This is a genomic window from Mesorhizobium sp. M1A.F.Ca.IN.020.03.2.1, assembly GCF_004023205.1.
Lineage (GTDB): Bacteria > Pseudomonadota > Alphaproteobacteria > Rhizobiales > Rhizobiaceae > Mesorhizobium.
Genome location: NZ_RZSV01000056.1, coordinates 14997 through 29171, shown reverse-complemented (window position 1 = coordinate 29171; position 14175 = coordinate 14997). Strand labels below are relative to the sequence as shown.

Annotated in this window: 16 protein-coding genes; 11 read left to right on the top strand and 5 right to left on the bottom strand. The window is 64.3% G+C overall.

Annotated elements, in window-relative coordinates; translation table 11 throughout:
- The 6 genes from EOA79_RS11955 to EOA79_RS11930 form a co-directional block, all read left to right on the top strand.
- Positions 1-541, top strand: a 541-nt coding sequence (locus tag EOA79_RS11955) for an enolase C-terminal domain-like protein (protein ID WP_281060273.1), incomplete at its 5' end; no start/stop codon positions are given.
- Positions 542-580: 39 nt separating this feature from the next.
- On the top strand, positions 581-1558 hold the full coding sequence (locus EOA79_RS11950) for a sugar ABC transporter substrate-binding protein (RefSeq protein WP_095824582.1): 978 nt from the start codon (positions 581-583) through the stop codon (positions 1556-1558).
- A 158-nt stretch (positions 1559-1716) separates the two neighbouring features.
- Complete coding sequence (locus EOA79_RS11945) at positions 1717-2694, top strand: ABC transporter permease (RefSeq protein WP_066993166.1); 978 nt, start codon at positions 1717-1719, stop codon at positions 2692-2694.
- Between the two features lie 3 nt (positions 2695-2697).
- Positions 2698-3429 carry an ATP-binding cassette domain-containing protein gene (locus tag EOA79_RS11940; protein WP_127335180.1) on the top strand — a complete coding sequence of 244 codons (732 nt, stop codon included), beginning with the start codon at positions 2698-2700 and terminating at the stop codon, positions 3427-3429.
- A gap of 11 nt (positions 3430-3440) precedes the next feature.
- A complete protein-coding gene (locus EOA79_RS11935) occupies positions 3441-4196 on the top strand; it encodes an SDR family oxidoreductase (protein ID WP_095824581.1) in 756 nt (251 codons plus the stop codon).
- On the top strand, positions 4183-5067 hold the full coding sequence (locus EOA79_RS11930) for an aldose 1-epimerase (protein ID WP_245322365.1): 885 nt from the start codon (positions 4183-4185) through the stop codon (positions 5065-5067). Before EOA79_RS11935 ends, EOA79_RS11930 begins: the two co-directional genes overlap by 14 nt.
- A 235-nt stretch (positions 5068-5302) precedes the next feature.
- Here EOA79_RS11930 and dinB read toward each other — a convergent pair whose 3' ends face one another.
- The 4 genes from dinB to EOA79_RS11910 form a co-directional block, all read right to left on the bottom strand.
- Complete coding sequence (dinB, locus tag EOA79_RS11925; protein ID WP_095824580.1) at positions 5303-6565, bottom strand: DNA polymerase IV; 1263 nt, start codon at positions 6563-6565, stop codon at positions 5303-5305.
- Positions 6566-6962: 397 nt separating this feature from the next.
- On the bottom strand, positions 6963-7343 hold the full coding sequence (locus EOA79_RS11920; protein WP_095824579.1) for a cupin domain-containing protein: 381 nt from the start codon (positions 7341-7343) through the stop codon (positions 6963-6965).
- A gap of 739 nt (positions 7344-8082) precedes the next feature.
- Positions 8083-8355 carry a hypothetical protein gene (locus tag EOA79_RS11915; RefSeq protein WP_095824577.1) on the bottom strand — a complete coding sequence of 91 codons (273 nt, stop codon included), beginning with the start codon at positions 8353-8355 and terminating at the stop codon, positions 8083-8085.
- A gap of 160 nt (positions 8356-8515) precedes the next feature.
- On the bottom strand, positions 8516-8797 hold the full coding sequence (locus tag EOA79_RS11910; RefSeq protein WP_127323722.1) for a hypothetical protein: 282 nt from the start codon (positions 8795-8797) through the stop codon (positions 8516-8518).
- A 42-nt stretch (positions 8798-8839) separates the two neighbouring features.
- On the opposite strand from EOA79_RS11910, the gene EOA79_RS11905 reads away from it, so the two are divergent.
- On the top strand, positions 8840-9076 hold the full coding sequence (locus EOA79_RS11905) for a hypothetical protein (RefSeq protein ID WP_095801568.1): 237 nt from the start codon (positions 8840-8842) through the stop codon (positions 9074-9076).
- A gap of 23 nt (positions 9077-9099) precedes the next feature.
- Here EOA79_RS11905 and EOA79_RS11900 read toward each other — a convergent pair whose 3' ends face one another.
- Positions 9100-10317: a TadE/TadG family type IV pilus assembly protein gene (locus EOA79_RS11900; RefSeq protein ID WP_095801447.1), complete on the bottom strand. Its 1218-nt coding sequence runs from the start codon at positions 10315-10317 to the stop codon at positions 9100-9102.
- A 280-nt stretch (positions 10318-10597) separates the two neighbouring features.
- Between EOA79_RS11900 and EOA79_RS11895 the strand changes: the two genes are divergently transcribed.
- The 4 genes from EOA79_RS11895 (at position 10598) to EOA79_RS32720 (ending at position 14065) form a co-directional block, all read left to right on the top strand.
- Positions 10598-11851: a pilus assembly protein TadG-related protein gene (locus EOA79_RS11895; RefSeq protein WP_067321698.1), complete on the top strand. Its 1254-nt coding sequence runs from the start codon at positions 10598-10600 to the stop codon at positions 11849-11851.
- Between the two features lie 4 nt (positions 11852-11855).
- A complete protein-coding gene (locus EOA79_RS11890) occupies positions 11856-12296 on the top strand; it encodes a TadE/TadG family type IV pilus assembly protein (RefSeq protein WP_067321694.1) in 441 nt (146 codons plus the stop codon).
- Positions 12286-12696 (top strand): TadE/TadG family type IV pilus assembly protein, encoded by a 411-nt coding sequence (locus EOA79_RS11885; RefSeq protein ID WP_067321690.1) that lies wholly within the window; start codon positions 12286-12288, stop codon positions 12694-12696. The genes EOA79_RS11890 and EOA79_RS11885 overlap by 11 nt, the downstream gene beginning before the upstream one ends.
- A 430-nt stretch (positions 12697-13126) precedes the next feature.
- Entirely contained in the window at positions 13127-14065 is a 939-nt protein-coding gene (locus EOA79_RS32720) for a hypothetical protein (protein ID WP_164893849.1), read from the top strand.
- Positions 14066-14175 lie beyond the last annotated feature (110 nt).

The following is a 14175-nucleotide window of genomic DNA, read 5'->3' as shown; positions in this document are numbered from 1 at the left end:
GCAGCTCCTGCCGGCGATGAGAATTGCCGAGGCGCTCAGGCCCTACGCCACCTATTGGCACGAAGACCCGATCCGCATGGACAGCCTCGGCGATTTGAGGCGTTACGCCGCCGCCAGTCCGGCGCCGATCTCGGCCTCCGAGACGCTGGGCAGCCGCTGGGCTTTCCGCGATCTTCTGGAGACCGGAGCGGCCGGGATCGTCATGCTCGACATCTCCTGGTGCGGCGGTCTGTCGGAGGCGCGCAAGATCGCTTCGATGGCCGAGGCTTGGCGGCTGCCGGTGGCGCCGCACGACTGCACCGGTCCGGTCGTGCTCGCAGCGTCCACCCATTTGTCGCTCAACGCGCCCAACGCGCTCGTCCAGGAAAGCGTGCGCGCCTTCTACCGCACCTGGTACCGCGACTTGGTGACGGCGCTGCCCGAGGTGAAAGACGGCATGATCACCGTGCCGCCGGGGCCTGGGCTCGGGCTGGCGCTCAGTCCCGATCTTGGCAAGGCCTACACCGTCCACCGCCGCGTCAGCAGCCAGACGGACATTTAGCCCAAGACGCACATCTAGGATCCATAGGGAGGAACAAACATGAGAAAACTGACAGCAATGCTTCTGCTCGGCGCCGCCCTCATCGGCGGGCAATCGGCCGCCAAAGCCGACGGGCTCAACATCGTCTTCACCCATCATTCGTCGGCCTCCAACACATTCTGGCAGGCGGTGAAGAAAGGTTTCGATGATGGCTGCGCCAAGGTCGAGGCCAACTGCAACATGGTCTTCACCCAGACCGAGGGATCGATCGAGCAGCAGGTCGCGAACATGCGCGCGGCCCTTGCCGCCAAGCCCGACGCGCTGCTCACCTCCATCGTCGACGACCATGCCTTCGACGATGTCATCAAGGAGGCCCGCGACGCCGGCGTGGTGGTGATCGCCGTCAATGTCGACGACACCGAAGGCGCCAAGGGCAATGCGCGCCAGGCCTTCATCGGCCAGGGCTTCAAGCCAGCCGGCTACTCGCTCGCCAAGGCGATTTCCGAGAACTTTCCGAAGGATGGTCCGATCAAGGTGCTGGTCGGCATTTCGGCGCCGGGCCAGAACTGGTCGGAAACCCGCGGCGCCGGCGTCATGCAGTTCCTCGAGGAGTACAAGGCCGCTCATAAGGACCGCGACGTTTCGTGGGAGCGTCTCGACAGCGGCACCGACCTCGCCATCACTTCCGACCGCGTCGGCGCCTATCTCAACGCGCATCCCGACACCACCGCCTATTTCGACACCGGCTTCTGGTGCGCCGGCGTGGCGCGCGTGCTGGCCGATCGCGGGGTCGCGCCCGGCAAGGTCCTGCTCGGCGGCTTCGATCTCGTGCCGGAAGTGCTGCAGCAGATGCAGAAGGGCTATGTCCAGGCGCTGGTCGACCAGCAGCCCTACATGCAGGGCTTCATGCCGGTGATGGAAGTCTATCTCAACAAGAAGCTCGGTCTTGCGCCTTCCGACATCGACACGGGGCAGGGCATCGTGCGCCAGAAGGACGCCGATGCGATCATGGCGCTGTCCGCGCAGGGCATGCGCTGAGGTCGCATGCCTTTGAGATTGGCCGAGACGCCCGTCACCGAAATGCTGGCGGGACATCACCCCCCTCTGTCCTGCCGGACCGTCCGGCAGGACAGAGGGGGGTGTGAAGGAACGCGGCGCCACAGTACCTTTCACAATCACCGCACCGGAGCCTTTCATTGAAGCGCCTGTTCAAGACCTATCTCGAGAAGCCGGAACTGGCCGGGCTGATCCTCCTGGTGCTGCTCATCGTCCTGTTCCAGGTCCGCTCCCACGGCGTGTTCCTGAACCAGGACAATCTGCGCGGCATCCTCGGCATCCTGCCGGAGGCCGGCCTCGTCGCCATCGGCGTTACCATCCTGATGATCAGCGGCGAGTTCGACCTGTCGGTCGGTTCGGTCTTCGCGCTGATGCCGATGACGATGGCGGTGCTGATGGTGCAGGGCTGGCCGTTCCCGCTGGCGCTGCTCGCCGGGCTGCTCGTCTCGGCGGCCATCGGCTTCATCAACGGTTACGTCACCATCCGCTTCGCCATCCCGAGCTTCATCACCACGCTCGGCATGCTCTTCATGGCGCGCTCGCTCACCGTCGTCGTGTCCGGCGGCTTCCCGCCGCTGCTGCCCGCCGACCTGCCGACTTGGCTGTTCACTTCCTTCGTCGGGCCGGGCAACATGTTCCGCATGTCGTTTCTGTGGTTCGTCGCGGTCGCGGTGCTGACCTCGCTGATGCTGTCGCGCACCAATTTCGGCAACTGGATCAAGGCTACCGGCGGCTTCCTGCCGGCCGCCGCCGCGATGGGCATCCCGACCGCCAGGGTCAAAATCGTCTGCTTCATGCTGTGCTCGGTGCTCTCGGGTTTCGCCGGCATGCTGCAGGTGCTGCGGCTGGGGTCGCCGCTGCCTTCGATCGGCGAGGGCATGGAGCTGCAGGCGGTGGCATCCGCCGTCATCGGCGGCGCCTCGCTCGCCGGCGGCATCGGCACCGTCATGGGCGGCATCATCGGCACGACGCTCATCCGGGTCATCGACAACGGCCTTGTGCTCAGCCATGTCGACGCCAACTGGTTCAAATTCGCCATCGGCTTCCTGACCATCTTCGCCGTCGTCGCCAATGCCTGGATGCGCAAGCGCGCCAAGGCCATCAAGATGGAGGGCTGAGCCGTGAGCGATGCCATCATCTCTGTGCGCGATCTGCACAAATGGTATTCCGGCGTGCATGCCCTCAAAGGCGTCACGCTCGACTTCAAGCGCGGCGAGGCGCTCGGCCTGGTCGGCGACAACGGCGCCGGCAAGTCGACCTTGATCAACATCCTGTCCGGCGTCCACCGCGCCGACCAGGGCGAGATCAAGGTCGAGGGCAGGGAGGTCAGCATCGCGACGCCGCGCGACGCGATGGATCTCGGCATTGAGACCATCTACCAGTACAATTCCATGGTCCCCACCATGTCGATCGCCCGCAACCTGTTCATCGGCCGTGAGCCGACCCGGTTTTCGATCCTCGGCGTCGGCATCCTCGACCAGAAGAAGATGGCCGAGGAAGGCGTGCGCGCCATCGCCAATGTCGACCTGCATCTGCGCTCCCCCGACGCGCTCGTCGGCGAGCTCTCCGGAGGCCAGCGCCAGGGCGTCGCGATCGCGCGCGCCATGCACTTCAAGTCGAAGGTAATGATCCTCGACGAGCCAACCAATCACCTCTCGGTCAAGGAGACCAACAAGGTGATCGGCTTCGTGCGCGGCCTGAAGGAACAGGGGGTGACAGGCGTCTTCATCAGTCACAACATGCACCACGTCTTCGAGTGCTGCGACCGTATCGTCGCGATGGCGCGCGGCGAGATCGTGCTGGACAAGCGCATCGGCGACACTTCGATCGACGAAGTCCATTCTGTCCTGTGAGGGGTTAGGCAATGAAGGCGCTCGCTGGTCGTAAAGTGTTGCTGACGGGTGGCCTCGGCTCGCTCGGCCGGGCCCAGGCGGTAACGCTGGCGCGGGCCGGCGCGCGCGTGCTGGTGCTCGACCGCCCCGACATTAGTGAGGGCGAGCAGACGGTGGCGAGACTTGCCGGACAGGCCAGGGGCGATATGGCCTTCGTCGGCTGCGATCTCAACCGGCTGGCCGATGCGGAAGCGGCTGTTGCCGCGCTGGCGGCGAAGGAAGGTGGGATCGATATCCTGATCAACAACGCGGCGCTGATCATCAACCGGCCGTTCGAGCAGTTCTCGCTGGCCGAATATGAGGATCAGATCCGCGTCAATTCCTCGGCCGCCTTTGCGCTGGCGCGGGCCTGCGCGCCGGGCATGAAGGCGAAGGGCTACGGCAAGATCGTCAACTTCTGCTCGATCACGCTCAACGGCCGCTGGGACGGCTACGTACCCTATGTCGCCTCGAAGGGCGCCATGCTCGGGCTCACCAAGTCGCTGGCGCGCGAGCTCGGGCCGCATGGCATCCGCGTCAACGCCGTGTCGCCGGGCGCGGTGGTCTCGGAGGCGGAGGCGCGCGTCTTCGGCGACCGGTTGAAGCAGTACAATGACTGTATCCTCGAGAACCAAAGCCTCAAGACGCGCATCGAGCCTGACAATGTCGCCGAGCTCGTCCTGTTCCTCGCCTCACCCGCCTCCGACATGATCAGCGGCCAGAACATCGCCATCGATGGCGGCTGGTGAGGATATGGCCGGCGCGGTCAAGCTGAACGACGGGCAGGCGAGGCTGGTGCTGGCGCCGGAGAAGGGCGCGGCGATCGCGCGCTATGACGCGCTGGTGATCGGCAGCGCGCCGGTTCCGCTGCTGAAGCCCGGCGATGGCACCGGGACGTCCGGCTGCCAGCTCCTGGTGCCGTGGTCGAACCGCATCTCCGGCGGCGGCTTCACTTTCGACGGCCGCTTCCACGCGGTCGCGCCGAACGTTCCGGGCGAAGCCTTTCCGATCCACGGCGACGGTTTCCAGAAACCGTGGCGGCTTGCCCGCCGCACGGACACCGAGGCGGAGCTGGTGCTCGACGAGGGCGCGATCGGTCCTTACCGCTATGCTGCTACCGTGACCTATGCGCTGCGGGACGGCGCGCTGGAGGCGCGGCTGACGGTGGAGAACCGCGCCGGCATGCGCCTGCCTTACGGCCTCGGTTTCCATCCCTGGTTCCCGCGCGGCGACACAACCCTGCTCGAGGCCAAGGCCGGGCGTGTCTGGCTGGAGGACGAGCGCCATTTGCCGGTCGGCGTCGTGCCCGTGAGCGAGCGCCCGGCCTGGGATTTCTCGCGCTCCATCCCGCTGCCGTGGGACTGGGTCAACAACGCCTTCGACGGCTGGAATCGTCGCGCCTCGATCGCGCAGCTCGAGGAGGGGATCGGGGTCACGCTCACCGCCTCGCCGGAGCTTGGCGTCTATATCCTCTATTCCCCGTCATCCGACGCCGACTTCTTCTGCTTCGAGCCGGTGTCGCACCCGGTCGATGCGCATCACGGCGAAGGGCTGACGGTGCTTGAAGATGGGCAAACGATGAGCGCGGCGATGCGGCTGGACTGGGCGGTGGCGGGTTGAGGGCAGCCGACCGAGCGCGTGATCTCAACCCTTGAGGGGGATACGGCCGGCAGGCCAGAGAGGGTCGTCTCACATAGATCGCCAGCATTGTCTTCGTCGCCGACGACGCCGGCGCTTCACGCGCGGCGACGCCCTCTGTCGCCTTCGGCGACATCTCCCCACAAGGGGGAGATCGGACGGCGCGTCGGCTTTCGCCAATCTCCAGCGCCGCAGAGCAGATGCCGAAGCACCTCCCTCACAGCTCCTTCTCCGCCAGCTCCCTGAATTCATCCGGCACCGAGCGCGCTGCTTGCAGCGCGACGGTGCCGTAGCCGACGGCCTGCTTGCCGAAGCGCTGGCGGATCTTGTCTATGGCGCGGTCGGCGCCGAAGCGGGCGAGGCCTTTGCGGCTGCCGGGCTTCAGCTTCTCGTCCGCCAGGCCGAGCGGCAGTTCGAGCTGCAGCTCGGCATGCTCTTCCAGATGCGAGACCGAGATCGCCAGCAGCGAGATTTCCCGTTCGCCCGGGTGAGCGGCGAGCACGCCTCTGACCAGCTCTTCCGCGACGTCAGCGAGCATGGTCGTCGCCTGGATCGGCTGCTCCAGCGTCACCGAGCGCGTGACCGCGCGCATGTCGGCAAAGCGCACGCGCACCGTCACCGTGCGGCCGGGCCGGTCCTTGGCGCGCAGGCGGCTGGCAACGCGGTCGGCAAGATGTAGGAGCGTCGGCACGAAGACGCGCGGCAGCGCCGGTTTGCGGCCCAGCGCCGACTGCGCGCCGGCCGAATGCGCGCGGCGATGCGTCTCCAGCCGGCGCGGGTCGCGGTTCCAGGCAAGGGCCGCGAGCTTCTGGCCGGCGGCATGGCCGATCAGCCGCTCCAGCGCGCCGCTATGCGTGCGCGCCAATTGCCCGATGGTCTCGACGCCGATCTCGGCGAGCCGCGCTTTGGTTGCCGGACCGACGCCCCACATCAGCGACACCGGCAAATCGTGCAGAAAGGAAAGCTCGGTGCCAGGCTCGACCACCACCAGCCCGTCGGGCTTGGCCACCTGCGAGGCGATCTTGGCGAGATGCTTCGTCCGTGCCACCCCGATCGAGATCGGCAGGCCGAGCTCGCTCTTCACGCGGCGGCGGATGGTTCGCGCAATTTCGTCCGGCGGTCCGAACAGATGCGTGCAGCCGGCGACATCGGCGAAAGCCTCGTCGATCGAGATGCGCTCGACCAGCGGCGTGAAATCGTCGAGCACCTTGATCGCGGCGTCGCCGAGACGCTGGTATTCGCCGAAGCGGCCGCCGACGAAGATGAGCTGCGGACAGAGCTCGCGCGCCCTGCGGCCGGGCATGCCGCCGCGCACGCCAAAAATCTTCGCCTCATAGGAGGCGGCAAGCACTACGCCGCCGCCGACTGCGATCGGCTTGCCGCGCAGCGACGGGTCGAGCAGTTGCTCGACCGAGGCGTAGAAGGCGTCGAGATCGGCATGCAGGGTCGTAGCGGCCGAAGCGGCGTTCGTGGCGGCCATCGCGCTCCCGGCTCCATCCATCCGCTTTGCGGCATCGCAGCATTAGCAGCAACTGTTGTAAGCGGTAATGCGTGTGAACATAAAGAGAACAAAAGGAGTTTCCTGTCAAGCCGGCCAGCTGGGGATGAGAACATCTGCAACCCGTCACAACCAAGGGCTTTGACCGGTTGCGCCGGTGTGCTCCCCTTTGGCGGGTCGACCGCGAGACCAGGGAGGGGCGCGAAGGATCGCGGCCCAAAACTGCGTCATGCTAGACGAAGTCAGGAGCCGAGCGACGCGCGAACACCAGGATGACGAAGTGCGGCCGAGCCGGAGATCCAGGTTCTGAGACGATGGCGGGACAGCGCCCCCTCTGATCGTCCCACATGGGGGATCGCTGTCCCTTGGCCGACAGCCCCTAGACCGGCTTGGCGTATTGCTCGGCGCTCAGCACCTCGATGCATTGGAACGGCTCATTGCCTTCTACCCAGGCGTCATGCCCGGGCGGGATCGTATAGGAGGTGCCGGCCTCGAAGGTCTTCTGCGTCCCGTCGTCCATGCGTATGGTGATCGTTCCGGACACGACATAGCCGACATGCGAGACCTGGCAGCTGTCGGTCTTGACCACCGGCTTCACGCATTCGGACCATTTCCAGCCCGGCTCCATGTTGAGCCGCCCGAGCGTGTAGCCCGGCAGCCGGACCACTTCGACGCGGGTCTTGGCGGGCGAGCGAACCTCGTCGGGATTGTTATGCGACTTGGATTCGAGCTTGGTGACCTTCATTGCAGCTTCGGCCATGGCATCCTCCCATTTCCAAGGATTAGCGGGGCCTGACGCGCGATCGTCGGCGACCGCTGCCGGATTGATACGCCTTTCAATGAATGATTGCTAATCTAAGTTGCTTGGCGCGGCGCGAAATCGATTTTGCCGCGCAGGCCCTATTGCAAGCACGCTCTGCCGGTGTTTTGCTGTTCCTTGCGCCTGGCACGACGGTGGTTGAGGGGCCACCCCGTTTCTCGCTCCTTGGGGAGAATCCTGTGAACCCTCGGCAAGTGAATTTCGCCAATAGTGCGGCGGCAAAGCCAGGCCCCGTCCGCGATAGTCCATATTCATTTCCGCTCGCGGGCGCGCGCTCACCGCGCCGATCGAAACCGCCATAGGCGAGGCCAAGCCGGATGGAAGGCGATACTCGAAAAATCAGAAAAACTGGGAGGAATCATGCTTCATCAGGTAGGGAAAACGGAAACCCGTCCGCCGGTCGGGGCAGGGCGCCGCACTCCGCCGGCGCTTCGCCAGTGCTGCGACAACTATATCTGTCCGACCTGCGATCAAGTCGTCGAACTGACGGATTTCCGCCAGGTCGTCTGGCATCAAAGGCCGGGCCATCGGCCGATGGATTTGGATGACTGAGCGGACCTGCCCAAGAAAAGAGGGCCCGAGAGAAAAAGGGCCCGCGCCTTCCAGAGGAATGCGCGGGCCGAAGCTGGAGTAGCCATTCGATAAACGCGCAGCCGGCCTGCCGGTTGCGTCAGGCGGATCAGCCGCCGTTGGCCGGAGCCGGTGCGGCCGGTGCGGGTGCCGGCGTCGTCGACGGTGCCGCAGGCGTCTCCACCTTGGGCGCCTCGACCTTCGGCGCATCGAGCTTCACGTTGACATCCGTCGATCCGCCACCGCCGGTGCGGCCACCGACATTGATGATGCCGGTAAAGAACAGCAGGGCCACGATCGCGATGATGGCAAGAACGATGGCCACTGCTGTGCCGGCGCCGCCCCCGCCACTGGTGTTTACAACTGTAGGTCTGTCGGCCATGGTTTCCTCTCCTCTGCCGATTGGGATGTCGTGGCAACGGCGCCAAAGCTGGAATGTTCCTGCTTTCGGGCCACGGTCCCTTGTCAGGCGGGACCTGAGGCCGCACCTTTGAGCGCAGAGGTCCGAATGGGCGATTTCTGGAAACAAGTAGGCCCACAACTCATTGTGGCACAACCGTCGAGTAACGTCCCTTCATCGGCGGTTTGAAAGTGGAGTTGCCCGCCATTTCCTGCGATGTGGCGGGCAACTCCCACAATCCCGCAGTCTGCCGAGATTCGCGAACCTGTTCGCCGCGCTTTTGCCGGTCGATCCAAAACAACCACAGGCGTACGCGACGTGCTTTTAAGCCCTGCCTGCCGCTTCGCTCGATCTCGGCGCGGGCCGCCCAGGCTGTCGCCAAATCATGATGCACCACTCCGAGCGGAACCCGGCCGCCCGTCACGCCGTTGTCTTCCGCGAAGGGATCCTATGGGCGGAGGCCGCCATGGACAGCTTCGAACTGATCGATCTTCTCTGCGTCGTCGACGCCTGCGCCAGCGATGGCGCGGCTGGGCGCCTTGTTTCAATGTCGAAAGCCGTCGAGGAACTGCGCGTCTTGACCGGGGACTTCGTCTCGTCCGACGAAGCGGCGGCGAACGCGTTGAGCCAGGTGGCGCTGCAGCGCGGCTGCGCGGTGTTGTTCGACGAACAGCCGGGCGCCGATATCGTCGGCGAGTGCTGATTTCCCCTTGAAGAAGAGCGGCGCTATTTCACCAGGGTGATCATCCTGCCGGCATACATCTCGCGATTGCCGAGCTCGGCCGCGCAGTCCGATTTCACCGCCGAGTTTCCGGTCATGCCTACGGTATTGCCGACCAGCCGCAGGCAATTGCCCTGCGCGTTCATGTCCGAATTCCCGGCATAGGAGATCGCCGCGTCGGGGGCATAGATGAAGCCGCTGACCACCGAGCCGGATCCGCCGTTGATCGTCAGCGCCGAGGTGTTGCCCTTGGCCTGGAAGATGGTGATGCCTGCATAGGCGCCGCTGGCCGGCGGCGAGAGGTTCACCTGCTCATTGGCATTGATGTAGAGCTGCGAGCCTTCCATCAGGAAGATCGTCACGCCCTGGCCGGTGAGGCTGCCGTTGCCGCCGGGCTTTATGGTGACATTGCGCAGGATGTAGACGCCCGGATTAAGCGTGATCTTTCCTGACCAGGTCTTGTCGCAATAGGTGCCGGGCGAAAGCGTGACCGTCTTGCCGTTCGGCATCGATTGGCACATGCCATAAGCGGGCGGGGTGACATTGGCCAACGGGTCGAACGATGCGTACTGGTTTTCGAGCGGTGCGTCGCACGAGAGTGTTGCGTTGGGCGGCGTTATCCCCGAGGTCGAGCCGACCGTCGAGACGCATGCCGCGCTGAGCAGGGCCGAGCCGCCGCGGTCGATGGCGTCGGCCGCGTCCGAGTTTGCGGCGATCACGCAGCCGTTCATCGCGACATTGGTCGAGCCCTGCAGGTTGACGGCGGAGCCGACATGCGGATCGAGCGCCAGAACGCACGCTTGCGCCCCGGGTTTGACCTCGACGGAGGCGGAGCGGGTCGCCTGCCAGGCCGGCGCGCCGCTGATGAAAGCCGCACGGCTGATGCTCGACGACAGGGCGATGGTGTAGCCGCTCGGATCGCCGCTGGCCGCTGCCTGGAAGGCCCCGACGCTGCCCGAATATTCGCCGGCATCGGCGACGCTCAGATTGGCTGAGAAGAAAGTCAGGCCGAGCTGGCGCACATCGCCGGCCGACATGGTCGGTTGGTATTTCGTGCCCACCGCCAGCCCGGCTGCGTCCAGCGAGTTCTGCAGTTGCGCCGCGTCGTCGCTCGTGCCGGCCACATCGACGGCGCCGGCCACGACAAGCATCAGCGGCACCATGGCGATTGCGGTCGCCAGCGCGAAATTGCCGCGCGTCGAAGCCCAGAACCGTCTGATCATGGCAGCACCCCTCGCCGGAAACGGCAGAGACACTACTCCAGCCGTCTCTACGACCGATTTCCGAAAAAGATAAAATGCAGCAAAAGCTAAAATCGCTGATTTATCCGCAGCTTGACCTAACGTCCTATATAGAGTGGGACCTAAGTCTGAGTCGTGGCCGCGCAGGGCGGTAAATATGCATGCAAGGGTCTGAAAATCGCAAGTCGAGGAAAAAAATTAGCCATTCGTTTATCGCCGGGTGTTGAACGTGGTGGCTGGGATAGCTTGGGCGCGCTCGGCCATGAACACATTCGGTCGGATTTTCAGACAGTTCGTCTCCCGCCGCCTGCGGCGCGGCGAGAGCGGCAATGTTGCGACGATCTTCGCGCTCACCCTGCCGATCGTCGTCGGCGGGGCAGGGCTCGGCGTCGAGACGTCCTACTGGTACTATTCGAGCCTGAAGCTGCAGGCGACGGCGGACGCCGCCGCCTATGCCGGCGCGCTGGAAAAGATCCAGGGATCGGACACTGCGACGATCACGGCGGCCGCGACCCAGTCGGCGACCGACAACGGCCTCGGCAATGGCACCATCACCGTCCACACGCCGCCCACCTCGGGGCCGAACACGGCCAAGAAGGCAGTCGAGGTCATCCTCAACCAGAACCTCGACCGGATGTTCACCTCGATCTTCACGCAGACCAAGGTGCCGGAGCAGGCGAGGGCGGTGGCGCTCATTACCGATGCTTCCAAGGCCTGCGTGCTGGCGCTAAATAAGTCGGCCTCGCAGGCGGCGCTTTTCTCCGGCAGCACCAGCGTCAAGCTGACCGGCTGCTCGGTCATGTCGAATTCGAGCGCCGCGGACGCCATCAAGGTCCAGGGGTCGGCAGGGCTTCAGGCCGACTGCCTGATCTCGGTCGGCGGCGTTTCGCTGAACAACCCGGTGACCACGACCTGCAAGTCGCCGATAACCCAGGCCTTGCCCGCGTCCGATCCGTTCTCCAGCCTGCCGGCGCCCTCGACCAGCGGCTCTTGCCAGAATGTCAACAGCGGCAAGTCAACGCAAACAATCCAGCCCGGTACCTACTGCAATGGTATGAACCTCAACGGCAATGTCGCGCTTTCTTCCGGCACTTACGTTGTCCAGGGCAATTTGAAGATCAACGCCGGCGCGGTCATCACCTGCGCTGCACCCTGCACCAACGGCGTAACCATCTATATGACGGGCAGCAACACCATAAGCATGAACGGCAACGCCACGGTGACGCTCAGCGCGCCGACCTCGGGGACCTATTCCGGCGTGCTGTTTTATGGCGACAGGACGGGCAACGCCGCACAGAGCACCTTCAACGGCACGGCGACTTCTTCGCTGACCGGGGCAATCTATTTCCCCAAGCAGCAGGTCAATTATCTCGGCAATTTCTCGGGCGCGAACGGCTGCACCCAGGTTGTGGCCGACACCATCCAGTGGTCGGGCAATTCCACAATCAACCAGAACTGCTCGAGCCTTGGGCTGCAAGACATCCCCGCCGCCCCGTCTGTTGCGATTGTCGAGTAGCCGCGTGGCGCCGGCAGCGATCCGCTTCCGCAAGAATCGCTCCGGCGCGGCCGCGGTGGAATTCGCGCTGGTGTTGCCGGTGCTGTGCGTCGCGCTGTTCGGAATCGCCGATGGCTGGTCCTATGTCACCAGCTCGATGGCGATGCGGGCGGGTGTGAAGACGGCGGCGAATCTGCTGCTGGCCGGCGGGGGAGACGACACCGCCGTTCAGGCCGCCGCTCTTGCGAGTTGGGAGAAGAAACCCTCCGATGCGGCGATCACGGTGACACGCACCTACAAATGCGGAACGACCGTGGTCACGTCGTCGACCACCTGTGCGGGATCGAAAGTACCTTCCATCTATGTCCAGATCCAGGCGTCGGGCACCTGGGTTCCGCCGTTCACCTTCGGCGTCTTCCCGGGCAATAGCGCGCTCAGCCATCAGCAGGTGGTCCGTGTCCGCTAAGCAAAAAACCAGGCTGTTTGCCAGCAACGCCTCTGGCGGCGCCGCGATCGAGTTCGCGCTGATCGTGCCTTTCCTGATCATGCTTCTGTTCGGCATCTTCGCCTTCGGCTGGTCGATGAACAACGAGTCCAGCGTGCGCTATGCGCTCGAGGCCTCGGCGCGCTCGCTGCAGCTTGACAGGACGATGACCCAGGCTCAGATCCAGGCGATCGCGACGCAGAAACTACAGGCGCTCGGCTTGCAGAACGTGACAGTTACGATCACCACCGACCCGCCGAGCGGCGGCTTCAAGATGGCGCATGTCAGCGCCAGCTATGCCTTCGTCATCAACTTTCCCTATTTCAGCGATTTTCCGATCAATTACTCGACCACTGTCACCGTGCCGCTGATCAACAGCTGAAGCACGTCTCCCCAAAGTGGGACTTCGTTTCGGGTCAAAGCCAGGGCTAAGCTTAACAAGCTGTGTGGGCCGAAAGATTGCGACACGCTTCAGGGCATGCCGAGGAAGAATATATAAGTATATATCTGGGATTGGCCGCAAAGCGGGATAAGAACACCTCGGTAGCGCGCCCCAAGCGCTGGTGGCATCACCGCTCCCGCGGGTTGCCCGAAACGATGCCGCGCACGTCCGAAAATCGCCTTTATAAACAGGCGTCTTGTACTCCTCGACGGACGCTGGCCGCATAGCGTTGGGCCCATGGTCCGACGGGAGGTGGGCCTTCATTGTTCCAGAGGGCGGACCTGGCCTTAGCCCATTTATTTACGCAATAATTTCAGCAAGTTAACAGGTGTTCAGCAGGATTTCCGGAGCTGCTTCTCGGGATACTCTCTTGCCGCCACCGAATTTGTTTAAAAGTTACTCCAAGCCGTTAGGGAAATCTCATATGACGCGATCTAGCGGTTGGGCATTGGTGGCGATTCACCTGCGGAGAAACATGATGACAATCCGGAAAACACTTTTGGCTTCGCTTGCCATTCTGGCGCTCGCGGCTGCTCCCGCACTCGCCGGAGCCGGCGGCAATGGCGGTGGCAACGGCAATGGCGGCAGCCATGGCGGCGGCAACGGCAATGGCGGCGGTAACGGCAATGGCGGCGGTAATGGCAACGGCGGTGGCAACGGCGGCGGCAAGGGCCAAAGCAGCAACAGCGGCGCCTCGCACGGCAAGTCGGCATCGGCAAAGGCCGCCAAGTCGCAGGTCGACGATGCAACCGATGACGACACGACGGACGATACCACTACGGCCGCCACCCCGAAGGAGAAGAACATCCATGCCAAGCTCGGCCGGCTGAACTCGCTCCAGCGCAACATCAATGCCTACATGAATTCCAAGAGCAAGAAGTTCGCGGGCATTCAGGCTTATGTGACCCGGGCCGCCGTAGCCCAGAACGCGCAGGCCAAGCTTGACGCGGCAAACGCGAAGCTGGCCGCCGACCAGGCCCAGCTCGGCACGCTCACCCAACAGCTCGCCGACCTCAATGCAACAGACACGACCAACATGACGGCCGAGGAAAAGGCGGCTTTCGATGCGCAGGTTGCCGACGTTCAGGCGCAGATCGACGCCCAGAACGCCGCGATCGCCGCTGACACCCAGGCGGTCACGGATGCCCAGGCTGCGGTGACCGCTAACCCTGCCCCCGATGACGCCACGCTCGACGCCGCCCTGCAGGACATGGCCAACAAGCCGGTCGATCAGGAGGTGACGGACTGGGCCAAGGACGTGCTGGCCGACAAGATCGACCAGGCGGCCGCGGCGACGTCCACGCCATAAGGCACACGCGGCGAACCTGCCGCAGTGGAGTGCATGCATGCCGCCGGGGCGACCCGGCGGCATTTTTGTTTGGCTTGACGGCAATGCATTCGCACACGGCAACAGACCAA

Excerpts from the sequence above, each read along its gene's own strand:
- EOA79_RS11950 (WP_095824582.1), top strand. The coding sequence starts at position 581 with ATGAGAAAACTGACAGCAATGCTTCTGCTCGGCGCCGCCCTCATCGGC.
- EOA79_RS11935 (WP_095824581.1), top strand. The coding sequence starts at position 3,441 with ATGAAGGCGCTCGCTGGTCGTAAAGTGTTGCTGACGGGTGGCCTCGGC.
- EOA79_RS11930 (WP_245322365.1), top strand. The coding sequence starts at position 4,183 with ATGGCGGCTGGTGAGGATATGGCCGGCGCGGTCAAGCTGAACGACGGG.
- dinB (WP_095824580.1), bottom strand. The coding sequence starts at position 6,565 with ATGGCCGCCACGAACGCCGCTTCGGCCGCTACGACCCTGCATGCCGAT.
- EOA79_RS11920 (WP_095824579.1), bottom strand. The coding sequence starts at position 7,343 with ATGGCCGAAGCTGCAATGAAGGTCACCAAGCTCGAATCCAAGTCGCAT.
- EOA79_RS11915 (WP_095824577.1), bottom strand. The coding sequence starts at position 8,355 with ATGGCCGACAGACCTACAGTTGTAAACACCAGTGGCGGGGGCGGCGCC.
- EOA79_RS11905 (WP_095801568.1), top strand. The coding sequence starts at position 8,840 with ATGGACAGCTTCGAACTGATCGATCTTCTCTGCGTCGTCGACGCCTGC.
- EOA79_RS11900 (WP_095801447.1), bottom strand. The coding sequence starts at position 10,317 with ATGATCAGACGGTTCTGGGCTTCGACGCGCGGCAATTTCGCGCTGGCG.
- EOA79_RS11895 (WP_067321698.1), top strand. The coding sequence starts at position 10,598 with ATGAACACATTCGGTCGGATTTTCAGACAGTTCGTCTCCCGCCGCCTG.